This window comes from Streptomyces qinglanensis (genome assembly GCF_900111245.1).
GTDB classification, from domain to species: domain Bacteria; phylum Actinomycetota; class Actinomycetes; order Streptomycetales; family Streptomycetaceae; genus Streptomyces; species Streptomyces qinglanensis.
Genome location: NZ_FOGO01000001.1, coordinates 276,611 through 288,969 on the forward strand (window position 1 = coordinate 276,611; position 12,359 = coordinate 288,969).

Genomic DNA, 12,359 nt, shown 5'->3' on the forward strand with positions numbered 1-12,359 from the left:
CGGGGCCGGGTCCGGGACCGCCCGGTCCGCCGAGTACGCCGGGTCCGGGTCGGCCGGGTCCGCCGGGTCCGTTGCGGATGCGGACGCGGGGGGCGGGGAACCAGCCGCGGCCGGGCCACGCTGCGGCGTCCGCCACCCGCGCACCACTGTCACCCTCGCTCCCGCGCGCCGCGACGGCTGTCGGCCCGCGCGTCGGCCGCGGCCTCCACGAGCTTGCGCACCTCGGGCGCGACCACCTCGTGCAGCGGGTGGATCTGGCCCTCCAGGAACATCTGCCGCATGGCGCGGCGCTGCAGTTTGCCGCTGGTCGTCCGGCGCACCGTGCCGGGGCGCACCAGCAGCACGTTCTCGGCGGCGACCTCGAACTCGCTGGCCACACGCTGCTGCACGTCCGCCGCCAGGGACGCCAGCCGGGTGTCGTAGCTGCGGCTGGTGCGCACCTCCTGGACGACGACCACGTGGTCGCGCTCCGACTCCACCGAGAACGCGGCACTGGAGCCGAAGAGGGCACTGACCTGCTGCACGCTGCGTTCGATGTCCTGCGGGTACAGGTTGCGCCCGGAGACGATCATGATGTCCTTGAGCCGTCCGGTGACGAACAGCTCCCCGCCCTCCCGTACCCCCAGGTCCCCGGTGCGCAGGAAGCCGTCGGTGCCGTCGGCCAGGGTGGCGCGGAAGGCGTGCGCGTTGTCCAGCGGTCGGTTCCAGTAGCCGTGCGCCACGCTCTCCCCGCGCACCCAGATCTCGCCGACCCGGCCGTCCGGCAGCGGCGCGTGGCTCTCCGGGTCCACGATCCGCACCTCGCAGCCGCGCGGGATGCCCGAGCTGACCAGGGTGCGGCCCGGCCTTCCCGGCCGCGCCGCGCGCACGGTGTGGTGCTCCAGGTCGGCGCTGTCCACGGTGCGCTCCAGCGCGGGCGCTCCGGGCGACCCGCCGGATACCAGCAGCGTGGCCTCGGCCAGCCCGTAGCAGGGGTAGAACGCCTCGCGGCGGAAGCCGGTGGACGCGAACCGCTCGGCGAACGCGTCCATGGTCTCCGCGCGCACCGGCTCGGCTCCGTTGACGGCCGTCGTCCAGCGGGAGAGGTCCAGCCCCGCCGACTGCTCGTCGGTGACCCGGCGCAGGCACAGGTCGTAGCCCAGGTTCGGACCGCCGCCGGTGGTGATGCCGTAGGCGTCGATCATCCGCAGCCAGTTGACCGGCCGCTTGACGAAGCTGATCGGCGGCAGCAGCACGCCCCTGCTGCCCAGCCACAGCGGGTGCAGCAGGTGGCCCGCCAGGCCCATGTCGTGGTGGAACGGCAGCCAGCCGCCGACCACCGAGTCCGACGTGGTCCGCATCCCCTGCTGGATGGCCTCCTGGTTGGCGAGCAGATTGCGGTGCGTCACCATGACGCCCTTGGGATCGCTGACCGACCCGGAGGTGTACTGCAGGTAGGCGACGTCGTCGGGGAACAGCCCGGGCTCGTGCCACTGCGGCTCGCGGCCACCGGCCTCCGAGGCGCCCGGCGCACCGGCCACCGCCCGGTCGGTGGCCAGGCAGACCACCTCGGGGTGGCCGATGGAGGCCAGTAACTGGGAGACCGCGGAGGCGTTGGCCGAGTCCGTCATCAGATAGCTGACGGCGGCGTCCTTGATGATGTTGGCGACCCGCTCCACGTTCTGCCGGGCACCACCGGGCGGCGGGGCCGGGACGGCCACCGCTCCGGCGAACAGGCAGCCGAGGAAGCTGGTGACGAACTGGGCGCCGTCGGTGTGCAGGATCAGCACCCGCTGGCCGTGGCAGCCGCGCGCCTGGAGCCAGGCGGCCAGGCGCAGGGAGCGCGCGCCCACCTCCCCGTAGCTGAGGGAGTCGGCCTCGAGCCGGTCGTCGTGTCCGGCCCGGACGAACTGGTAGGCGGTCGCGTCGGGCCGCTCCTGGATCCTGCGCAGTGCGAGTTGCGTGAAGTTCCTGGGCACAGCAATCATCGCCCCCATAGCCCCGTTGGCGACCCGCCCGACGGGCGGGCCTTTGCAGACGACCGCGAACGTGTCATCTCTGGCGAGAGCTTGACGGGGTCTTCTCAAGTCCCCCTTTATTCACCGTGGACCGGGCCTTTTCCTCCTCTTCCTGCTCCGGCACGTCGAAGTGCGGCACCACCCAGATCAGTCCGTACGTGGACAGCGCCCGCCACACCGCTGCCAACACCCTGCGCATCCACACCGTGGCCTCCCGGGATTCCGAAACGGGCGCCCAGGATGCGCGCCACCACTCGACGACGGCTCCAGAAATCCGCGGCACCCGCCCACCCCACCGGGCAGATCTGCGCCGAGGACCGAGACCGGCCCCGCGTTCCGGAACGCGCCGTCCCGCCGGGACACACCGTCGAGCCGTACCGGGCCAACGGCGCCACGGTCTGCATGTCCCCGATGCGCGCGCAGCCCTCGACCGGCGACCGGTGTCGCCACCCTGCCTCCCCGAAGCCGCCTGCGGGGGCCACGGCTCCACCAGCACAGCCCCTCGCCGTGGAGCACCGCTGGAGCAGCGCTGGGGTGCAGCGGCCGGGGGCCGCCTCCCGGAGACGGCGGGACGAGTGGCGCGGGTCCGGTAGGCGCGCCGGGCCCGGGTCAGCGGCTGGGCGGCGGGGCCGCGTGCGGGACGGCTTCCTCGGCCGCCAGCACGTGGGTGAGCAGCCGCTGGCGGGCCGGGGAGAGCCGCCCCCGGTTCCAGTGCGAGGCGGTGAAACAGGCCGCTGCCGTCCGGGGGCCGACGGTGGCCCGGCCCGCCTCGAAGTACCCTTCCCGCCAGCAGGCCGCCACCTTGCGCACCGCATCGGCATGCCGGGCCACTGCGGCGCGGTGCTCCTCCGGGAAGGCGTGCAGTGCCTCTTCGCGCGGGATGCGCCAGTACGCGGCGATCCGGGCGGCGGCCTGCTCCCGCGCCACCCGGGCGCCGCCCACCGCCACACCCCGGGGGCCGTTGCCGGTCTGCCGGCTCAGCGCGTGCCACACCCCGCGGTGCTCCCGGCCGACGATGCCCAGCCCGGCGAAGAGCTCCCGCAGGATCAGCAGCGAGTGCCGCCAGGCCGCGGACCGGTCCTCCCCGCCGGGGTGCCGGGCGTGGTGGTCCAGCCAGGCGAAGGAGTCGATGCTGAAGAGATCGTGCGCGTAGGGCATCGAAGCCGGACCGCCGAACAGATAGTGCTCGTGCTCGTAGACCACCGGCACCGGCCGGGTACGCGCTCCCTGGCACCGGGCGAACCGGTGCAGCAGCGCGGTGCGCAACTCGGCGGCGTCCTGCGGTCCGAACGCCTGGAAGCGCACCCGGACCGCGGGGTCCTGGTGTGTGAAGAAGAAGTTCCGCGCCCGTTCGGCGCCCAGGAACTCCCGTGCGACGACGCCGAGTTCGGCACAGAACTCGGCCCGGGCCCGCGCGTCCCGCGCCACGGTCAGATTGACCTGCGCCCAGGGCGCTCCGGCCCCGGCGTCCCGGGCGGCGGCGAGCCCTGCGGACAGCCCCGCCGACAGCGCCGCGCGGCCCCGCGACCGCAGCTCCCGAAGCCGTCCCACGACCGCGGGCCGGGCCCGCGCCGGACGCAGCAGATACCAACCCTCGGGCAATTCCCGCCCCCTTCACCACTGATCGCGCCGCCCGCGATCACGTCCTGCAAGGGAGGTGCCCACCGGTCGGGGCGCCCAACAACCGCCCCATATTCTTCATACGACCGGCAGTTGTACGCCGGTGCGGAGAGGTGGAGCGGCGGGCGCCGGAGCGTCTGCGTATCCGGCCGCGGCGCGGGCGGCGCCCCACGCGGGTCCCAGGCGCCCGTCGCGGTCGAGGACGCTCACCGCGACGAGCGCACCGGGACGCCGGTGGGACCGCCCGACGCGGGCGAGAGCACCCGTCGCCGGCAAGAGCCCCCGGCGCCAAGCGGCTGCCGGACGCCGGCGAGAGCACCCGAAGCGGACCAGAGCGGCCGACGCAGGCCAGAGCGGCCGGCGCGGACCAGAGCACCCGGCCCACGCAGGACACCCCGACGCGGGCGAGAGCACCCGTCGCGGAAGCGAGCACTCGACGTGGGCGAGAGCGACCGATGCGGGCAAGAGCGCTCGACGTGGGCGGGAGCGCCCGTCGCCCAGAGGGCACACGCCTCAGCGCGCCTCCGCTCCGGGGGCGGCGCTCTCGGCGGCGGCCGCGGGGCCGTCGTCCTGCGCGCTGCGCCTGCCGGGCGCGGCCAGGGCGGCGGCCCGTTCGCGTGCGGTGGCCGCCAGGGCCGACCGGCCGACCGCGTCGGCGAGTCGGGCCTGGCCGAGCCAGTTGTAGGGGCTGGTGGGGCGCAGGGCGAGGCGTTCGCTCAGCAGGGTGCGGGCCAGGTCCAGCCGCCCGGCGCGCAGCGCCGCCTCCAGGAGGGTGCGCTGCACCGCGTCCCGCTGCGCGTGGCTGCCGCCGAACGTCGCGAACCGGCCGCGCAGCGGGAAGAGCAGGTCGACGGCGTCCTCGTACCGCTCCTGGGTGAAGGCGACGAGCGCCCGGCAGACCGGCAGCCCGATCTCGGCCGTCATGGTGTGGTTGGTGACGCCCGGATGCGGATGCGTCGCCCACTCCTCGCGGTCGGCCAGCAGGGCTTCGGCCTCGCGCACCCGTCCCGCGCCGAGACAGGCCATGACGGCGTGGGTGTCGTTGAAGGCGTAGTGCGGTCCGTCGCGGCGGGCGGCCCAGGCGTCGGCCAGCGGGGCCCACCGGTCCCCGACCGCCGCGCGGTCGTCGTCGCCTCCCAGGTGGAACCGCCACAGCAGCGAGGAGGCGTCCAGCAGTTCGAGGGCGAGTCCGCTGGTGACCGCGGGGTCGAGCGCGGCGTCGTAGATCTCCAGCACGCGGTGCGTGTCGCCCGCCTCCAGCGCGTAGAGGGCGTAGTGCCACCAGTTGTGCACCGCCATCATGTTGTCGTCGCCCCACTCCCGCCTGCGGGCGTCGAGAAAGCGGAGGCCCTCCGCGAACCTGCCCTGCATCTCCAGGGTGTGCACGACGGCGTGGATGCCCCACACGTCGCCCGGCTGCCGCTCCACGGCCGCCCGGGCGGTCTCCTCGGCCCGGGCGTAGTGCCCGGACTCCTCCAGCCCGAAGCCGAGCATGCCCAGCAGCGGGCCGTAGTGCGGATCCTCCTCGTCCCAGGCTGTCAGCGCTCCGGCGATCCGGTCGCGCAGCGCGGCGGCGTTCCCGGTGAAGAAGTCGATCTGGTGTCCGACGGCCAGCGCCAGGGCGTCCCGGGGCCAGGCGACGGCGATCTCGCGCAGCACCGCACCGGCCCGCGCGATGTCCCCGTCCAGCCAGGCGGCAGCGGCGGTCAGATGCGCCTGTTCGCGTGCCGTGCAGGCCCCGTCGTCCGCCGCGGCCCGGAAGCGCGCGAACTCCTGGCGTGCCGCGGCCGCCTGGCTCTCCTCGGTGCCGAGCAGTCCGAGATAGGCGGCGAACGCCTGGCCCAGCGGCGCGTCGGGCGCCACTCGGCGCAGCTCCGCGACGGACTCCGCGACGTCGCCGCGGAAGAAGAGCAGCGAGTCGACGGCACTCTCGTACCAGGTGGCCGCGGCCTCGCCCGCCTCTCCGCTGCCGAGCCCGCTCAGCTCCAGCCCGTGCCGGTCCCGCCGTCCCGAAGGGCGGCCACTCCCGGCCGCGAATCCGCCCGCACCGGCCACGCTGGTGTCGGCGGACGCGCGCGCGTGTGCCGACACAGCGTCAGCGAGTGCGGCGTCTGCGGGTGCGGCGTCAGCCGGGGCGGCGTCCGGGCCCTTCGGTGCCGTCGGCGCCGCCCGCCCTGTCGTTCCGCCTGCCGCGTCCCCCGCGCCCGGTACGCCGCCCATTGCCGCTCCTCCCGCCGAGACCGCTGCCCCCGCCGACCGGGGCGGCCTTCCCCGGCGGCATACCCCGTGCCCGGTGCGGAGCCTCGTGCCGCGCGGGTGAAGATCCGGACGGCCAGTGGACAGGACGGGTCAGTGCGCCGGGGACGGTGGTGGTCCCGTCGCCGTGGGCGGCGTTCAGTTGCGGCTGGGTCAGGAAGAGCGCGTCCGCCAGGTCGGCGCCCCGCAGATCGGCGTCGCGCAGATCGGCGCCCAGCAGGTCGGCCCGGTGCAGATCGGCCCCGCGCAGGTCGGCGGCGATCAGCAGCGCGCCGCGCAGCGTGGTTCCGCGCAGTTGCCCGTCCCGCAGCCGCGCGCCCACCAGGTCGGCGTGCCGCAGGTCGCGCCCGCCGAGGCCGCGCCGCACCCGTTCGCTGACCTCTTCGAGCACCGGCCCCACGCGCGCCCGCCAGGCGGTCACATCCACACCGCGCAGCTCCGCCGCGTCCCCGTCGACCAGCGCCTCGATCTCCGCGATCAGGGGACGCGCCGCACCGCCGTGCCCGGTCGCCTCGGCTTCGGTGAGCAGCCACAGCAGTTCGTGCAGCGGCCTCGTCACCCGGAAGACGGCGAACATTTCCGGCCCCGGTGTCAGCTCGGGCCGCGCGGTCACCCGCTGCCCGGCCCCGTAGCAGTCGAAGACGGCGCAGCCGGTGAACCCGCTCGCGCGCAGCCCCGCATGGATCGAGCACCGGTTCTCCGCGGTCAGGTGCGTGCACCGCTGACCGGCCGGCTTGTCGGCGGCGAAGTCCGCCGAGGCGGTGAACGGCAGTGCCACGCAGCACAGCCCCGCGCACCGCTCGCAGTCGGCCCGCAGCCGCTGCCCGTTCCCCTGGCTTCCTGACCCGCTCATCTCCCCAACCTAACCCGCCCCGAGCAGGATCGATCACGCACCGGAGGGCCGAGCACCGGGCCGGGGGCCACCGGGCCGGGGGGCCGAGCACCGGGCCGGGGGCCGAGTACCAGGGGGCCGTCCCCGGGGCCGGTCCCGCACCGGGCGGCCGGGTGCCGGTCAGGGCTTGCGCGCCACGGCCCCGAACTGGGCGACGCTCTTCTCGTCCTCCGCCGCGTATCCGGGGCGCCAGCGCGCGCACGAGACGATTCCGGGCTCCAGCAGCTCCAGTCCCCGGAAGAAGCGGGCGACCTCGGCGCCGGTGCGGGCGGTGATGGGCGGCGTGGCGTTCTCGTTCCAGAACTCCATCGCCTCGGCGTTGGCCTCGCCCCCCAGTTCGAGCGTGGGATGGGTGAGCGCCAGATAGCTGCCGGAAGGTACGGCCGACATCAGGGTCCGCACGATCTGCGCGGCCTCGTCCGTGTCGGCGACGAAGTTCAGGATGCCCAGCAGTATGACGGCGACCGGCCGGGTGAAGTCCAGGGTGTCCTCGGCAGCGTCCAGGATCGCCCGGGGCTGGTGGGCGTCGGCCGCGATGTAGTCCGTCTCTCCCTCCGGGGAGCCGACGAGGAGCGCGCGGGCGTGGGTGAGGACGGTGGGGTCGTTGTCGACGTAGACGATCCGCGCGGTGGGCGCCGTCCGCTGCGCCACCTGGTGGGTGTTGTCCACGGTGGGCAGGCCGGTGCCGATGTCGAGGAACTGGCGGATGCCCGCCTCGCCCGCCAGGAACCGCACGGCGCGGCCGAGGAAGGCGCGGTCCGCACGGGCCACCTCGCGGATGCTGGGGTACATGGTGGTGATGTGGTCGCCGACCTGCTGGTCGACGTCGTAGTAGTCCTTGCCGCCCAGCCAGTAGTTCCACACCCTGGCGTTCTGCGCGACGTGCGCGACGGGGGGCGGCTCTCCCGGCGGGTCGCTGCGTTCGCTCACGTTGGCGCCCTCTCCACTCGACGGCTGCACTGGAGCTGTCACCGAGTCTAGGCCGCCCCGCCGGTACTCCGGCAGCGCAGCGCGGCGGACGGCCCCGGCGGACTGGCCCCGGCGGACGGCTCCGGCCGGGAGCGGCCGAGGGTTGGCACTTCCTCCAGTCGAGGCTGGCAGATGCTATAGGAAGAGCGCCCATGCATTGCAGATGCGAGCACAGAACCCATACGTTGACGCACATGCAGTCGTACACGATCGGCCAGGCCGCGCGCCTGCTCGGCGTCAGCCCGGACACGGCCAGACGCTGGGCGGACGCGGGGCGGGTCGCCACCCACCGCGACGAGAGCGGGCGCCGTGTGATCCAGGGGCGCGATCTGGCGGCCTTCTCCGTCGCACTCGGCCAGCACACCGGCGAGGACGAGGAGGCGCCCTACACCTCGGCCCGCAACGCGTTCCCCGGCATCGTCACGGCCATCAAGCTGGGCGATGTCGCGGCACAGGTCGAGATCCAGGCGGGGCCGCACCGGCTGGTCTCGCTGCTGACCCGGGAGGCCGTGGAGGAGCTGGGGCTGGAGGTCGGCATGCAGGCCACCGCCCGGGTGAAGTCGACGAACGTGCACATCGACCGCCCCTGAGCGCTGCGGGCGCAGGCCGCCGTCCCGGCCGCGCCCGCAGCCCCGTCCACCTCCACAGCCCCGTCCACCTCCACAGCCCCGTCCACCTCCACAGCCACGCCCCGCACCGTCGCCGCCCGTTCCGCCGCGTCCCCCGCACGCGCCGCCCCAGGAGTAGCCGTATGCCTTCCCCGGCCTTTTCCGCTCCGACACCGCGCCGGGCGCTCGCCGCGCTCGGCGCCGCCGCCCTGCTCCTCCCCCTCGCCGCGTGCGGCGACGACAACGCCGACAGCAGCGGCAGCGGGGGAAGGACCGAACTGACGGTGCTCGGTGCCGCGTCCCTCACCGACGTCTTCAAGGCGGCGGGCAAGGCGTATGAGAAGGAACACCCCGGCATCCGGGTGAAGTTCTCCTTCGCCGGTTCGCAGGCGCTGGCTGCGCAGGTCGAGCAGGGCGTGCCCGCGGATGTGCTGGCCACCGCGGACACCACCACCATGCACGGCGTCCGCAGCGAGACCGGCAAACCTGCGGTCTTCGCCAGGAACCGGCTGGTCATCGCGACCGGCGAGGGCAACCCGAAGAAGGTGAAGGGCCTGGCGGACCTGACCGAAAGCTCGCTCAAGGTGGTGCTGGCCGCGCCCGAGGTGCCCGTCGGGCGCTACGGCAAGCAGGTGCTGGAGGCGCAGAAGCTGAAGGTGGAGCCCGTCTCGCAGGAGCCGGACGTCCGGGCGGTGCTCAGCAAGGTGGAACTGGGCGAGGCGGACGCCGGACTGGTCTACAAGACCGACGCCGCCACGGTGCCCGGGAAGGTCGACGCCGTCGGCATACCCGACCGGCAGAACGCCATCGCCTCCTATCCCGCCGCCACCTTGAAGAGTTCCGAACACCGCAAGGAGGCCGCGGCGTTCGTCCGCTGGCTGAGCACTCCCCCGGCGCAGAAACTGCTGCGCAAGGCCGGTTTCCAGCACCCGTGACCGGCTCGCACCAGCCCGCGCACCAGCCCGGCCCGCATCCGCCCGGCCCGCACCCGCCCGCACCCGGCCCGTATGCGCCTGCGTCCGCCCCCGCACACGAACCGCGTCCGGACCGGCGTCCCCGTATCGGCAGGCGCCGCACCGGGCCCCGGACGCCGCTCGCGCTGGCGGTACCGGCGCTGCTGGCGACGGGGTTCCTGCTGGTACCGCTGCTCGGCATCCTGGCGCGTACGGAGTGGGGGGCGCTCGGCTCCCATCTGGGCAGCGCGGGCGTCATCGACGCGGTGCGGCTCTCACTGCTGGTCTCCTTCGGCGCGCTCGCGCTCTCCCTGGTGCTGGGCGTGCCGCTGGCCTGGCTGCTGGCACGGGTGGACTTCCCGGGCAAGGCCCTGGTGCGGTCGCTGGTCCTGCTGCCGATGGTGCTGCCGCCGACCGTGGGCGGAGTGGCGCTGCTGCTCGGCTTCGGACGGCGGGGGCTGCTGGGCCCCTGGCTGGAGGACTCCTTCGGCATCGTCCTGCCGTTCCACACCTCGGGTGCCGTGGTCGCGGCGACGTTCGTGGCGATGCCGTTCCTGGTGATCAGCCTGGAGGGGACCCTCGCGGGGCTGCGGCCCGCCTACGAGGAGACGGCCGCCTCGCTGGGGGCCGGGCCGCTGCGGGTGTTCGGCACCGTGACGCTGCCGCTGGTGGCCCCGGGCCTGGCCGCGGGGGCGGCACTGACCTGGGCCCGGGCGCTGGGCGAGTTCGGGGCGACGATCACCTTCGCCGGGAATCTGCCGGAGTCGACGCAGACCCTGCCGCTCCAGGTGTACCTGCTGCTCCAGAACGAGCCGGAAGCGGCGACGTCGGTCTCGCTGCTGCTGCTCGCCATCGCCATGGCGGTGCTCGTCGGGCTGCGCGGCCGGTGGACCGGCGCCGGCGGCTCCCCCTCCGCAGGCGGTCGGCCCCGTCGCCGCCCCGGGCGGCGGGGGCGCCTGGCGGAGGAGGCGCCGCAGACCGCACCGGCCCCCGGCGGCACACCGCCGCCCGGCCCCGGCGCTCCCGGCCCCGGCGTCCCCGGCCCCGGCGTCCCCGGCCCCGGCGTCCCGGGAGCCCGCGAACCGGGCGACCTCCCGGACCCCGGCAGCCGGGCCGGGACCTGGCCGCTGCACGCCCGGGTCACCGGGTTCACCGAACTCACACTGGAGGCCGCGCCCGGCACCACGGTGGCGGTCGTCGGCCCCAACGGCGCGGGCAAGACGACACTGCTGCGGGCCCTCCTCGGCCTGACCCCGCGCGCCCGCGCCGAACTGGCCCTCGGCGACAGCGAGGTCGGCTCGCTGCCCCCGCACCGGCGCGGGGTGGCCTGGGTCCCGCAGGACGGCGCGCTCTTCCCGCATCTGACCGCGCTGTCGAACACGGCCTACGGGCTGCGCGCACAGGGCGTGGGACGCACCGAGGCACGCCGCCAGGCGCAGGAGTGGCTGTCGCGGCTGGGGGTCGGGCATCTGGCACACCGCAGGCCGGGCCAGCTCTCCGGCGGCCAGGCGGGCCGGGTGGCGCTGGCCCGCGCGCTGGCGGCCCGTCCCCGGCTGCTGCTGCTCGACGAGCCACTGGCCGCGCTCGACCAGACGACGCGGGCGCAGGTGCGGCACACCCTGCGCGGCCATCTCTCCGGTTTCGGCGGGGTGTGCATGCTGGTCACGCACGATCCGGTGGAGGCGGTGTCGCTGGCCGACCGGGTGCTGGTGCTGGAGGACGGCCGGGCTCTCCAGGACGCTCCGCCCGCCGAGGTGACCCGGCATCCGCGTTCGCCGTGGGTGGCCCGGATGCTGGGCCGCAACGCGCTGCCGGGGACCGGCACGGGAGGCGGCACCCTGGCCCTGGACGACGGCGGCACCCTGGTGGTGGCGGACCCGGTGCCCGCAGGCGCTCCCGTCCTGGCGGTCATCGCCCCCGAGGCGGTCGCCCTGCACCGCGCACGGCCGCACGGCAGCCCCCGCAACGTACGGCGCGGAACGGTACGCGAGATCACCGCGGTCGGCAGCCGGCTGCGGGTGCTGGTCGCGGCGGAGCCCGGTCCGGGGGGCTCGGCGGCCGCGGACGACCCGGCAGACGGCCCGGCAGACGCCCCGGCGGACGGCCCGGATCTGGTGGCCGAGATCACCGCGGAGGCCGCGGCCGAACTCGGACTGGCGGACGGCGCCGAGGTGTTCACCAGTGTCAAGGCCACGGAGATCACCCTCGTGGAGCGGTGACCGGCGGCCCGGCGGGTACGCGGGGCCGCGTACCCGCGTAGCCGCGGATGCGCGGCCCCGCGGGAGCGGACGGCGGACTGCTGCAATCCGGTGGGGGCGACGGCCCCGGCCTCCGCCGCGCCGCTGTTCGGGATAATGACCGGGACCGCGCGGCGGTCGTTCCGTATAACGAACAGAGCATCGCGAGGAAGGAGGGGACGTGAGCGGTCCCCAGGGGTCGATCAGGAGCATGCTGGCACTCAACCTGAAGCGGGTGCGGGCCCGGCGCGGACTGTCGATCTCCGAGCTCTCCCGCCGGTCGAGGATCGGCAAGGCGACGCTGTCCCAGTTGGAGTCGGGCACCGGCAATCCCACCATCGAGACGGTCTTCAGCCTCTCGCGCGTCCTGGAGGTGCCGATCTCCGACCTGCTGGACACCCAGCGGCCGGCGGGGCTGCGCGTGGTCCGGGGTGAGGACGTCGAGGTGCTCAGCGGCGAGGGAGTCGACCTGCGCCCGCTGCAGCGGATCGAGTCGGGAGAGGCCGTCTTCGAGGTGTACGACCAGCAGTTCAGAGCCGGTGAGCGGCGGGACTCGCCGGGCCATGTGGGCATCGAGCACACCGTGGTGCAGGCCGGGCGGCTGGACGTGGCGGTCGACGGCGAGGAGGTGGAGCTGACGGCCGGGGACTACGTCGCCTTCGACGCGGCGCTGCCGCACAGCTACGCCGCCGCGGAGGGGACGGTGCGCTCGGTGCTGCTCCTCCAGTACCGGACGGACCAGCGGCTGCATCCGAGCACGCCGCACGCGCTGCTCGACGCGGACGCCTCGCCCGGCGCGTGAGCCACTGCCCGCGCAGCGGGCCCGC

General features: G+C 75.0%; 9 protein-coding genes. 4 read left to right on the forward strand and 5 right to left on the reverse strand.

What is annotated here, in order from left to right; genetic code table 11:
- Positions 1 to 149 precede the first annotated feature (149 nt).
- The 5 genes from BMX65_RS01225 to BMX65_RS01245 all read right to left on the reverse strand — a co-directional run bounded on the left by BMX65_RS01225 (position 150) and on the right by BMX65_RS01245 (position 7,695).
- Positions 150 to 1,967 (reverse strand): fatty acyl-AMP ligase, encoded by a 1,818-nt coding sequence (locus tag BMX65_RS01225; protein WP_074998731.1) that lies wholly within the window; start codon positions 1,965 to 1,967, stop codon positions 150 to 152.
- A 639-nt stretch (positions 1,968 to 2,606) separates the two neighbouring features.
- On the reverse strand, positions 2,607 to 3,599 hold the full coding sequence (locus BMX65_RS01230) for a thiopeptide-type bacteriocin biosynthesis protein (RefSeq protein ID WP_239501775.1): 993 nt from the start codon (positions 3,597 to 3,599) through the stop codon (positions 2,607 to 2,609).
- Positions 3,600 to 4,130: 531 nt separating this feature from the next.
- Positions 4,131 to 5,837, reverse strand: coding sequence for a tetratricopeptide repeat protein (locus tag BMX65_RS01235; protein WP_074998212.1), 1,707 nt, complete (start codon positions 5,835 to 5,837; stop codon positions 4,131 to 4,133).
- Complete coding sequence (locus BMX65_RS01240; RefSeq protein WP_338068921.1) at positions 5,743 to 6,726, reverse strand: pentapeptide repeat-containing protein; 984 nt, start codon at positions 6,724 to 6,726, stop codon at positions 5,743 to 5,745. Before BMX65_RS01240 ends, BMX65_RS01235 begins: the two co-directional genes overlap by 95 nt.
- A gap of 159 nt (positions 6,727 to 6,885) precedes the next feature.
- Positions 6,886 to 7,695, reverse strand: a complete 810-nt coding sequence (locus BMX65_RS01245; protein WP_074998214.1) for an SAM-dependent methyltransferase — start codon at positions 7,693 to 7,695, stop codon at positions 6,886 to 6,888.
- Positions 7,696 to 7,919: 224 nt separating this feature from the next.
- Here BMX65_RS01245 and BMX65_RS01250 point away from each other — a divergent pair, with 224 nt between their 5' ends.
- The 4 genes from BMX65_RS01250 to BMX65_RS01265 all read left to right on the forward strand — a co-directional run bounded on the left by BMX65_RS01250 (position 7,920) and on the right by BMX65_RS01265 (position 12,334).
- The gene (locus BMX65_RS01250) at positions 7,920 to 8,324 is read left to right on the forward strand and encodes a TOBE domain-containing protein (protein WP_074998215.1); all 405 of its coding nucleotides are present in this window, start codon (positions 7,920 to 7,922) and stop codon (positions 8,322 to 8,324) included.
- Positions 8,325 to 8,485: 161 nt separating this feature from the next.
- Positions 8,486 to 9,277 carry a molybdate ABC transporter substrate-binding protein gene (gene modA / locus BMX65_RS01255; protein WP_074998216.1) on the forward strand — a complete coding sequence of 264 codons (792 nt, stop codon included), beginning with the start codon at positions 8,486 to 8,488 and terminating at the stop codon, positions 9,275 to 9,277.
- A gap of 125 nt (positions 9,278 to 9,402) precedes the next feature.
- Positions 9,403 to 11,514, forward strand: a complete 2,112-nt coding sequence (locus tag BMX65_RS01260; protein ID WP_074998733.1) for an ABC transporter permease — start codon at positions 9,403 to 9,405, stop codon at positions 11,512 to 11,514.
- A 199-nt stretch (positions 11,515 to 11,713) separates the two neighbouring features.
- Positions 11,714 to 12,334 carry a helix-turn-helix domain-containing protein gene (locus tag BMX65_RS01265; protein ID WP_107437358.1) on the forward strand — a complete coding sequence of 207 codons (621 nt, stop codon included), beginning with the start codon at positions 11,714 to 11,716 and terminating at the stop codon, positions 12,332 to 12,334.
- Positions 12,335 to 12,359: the final 25 nt, after the last annotated feature.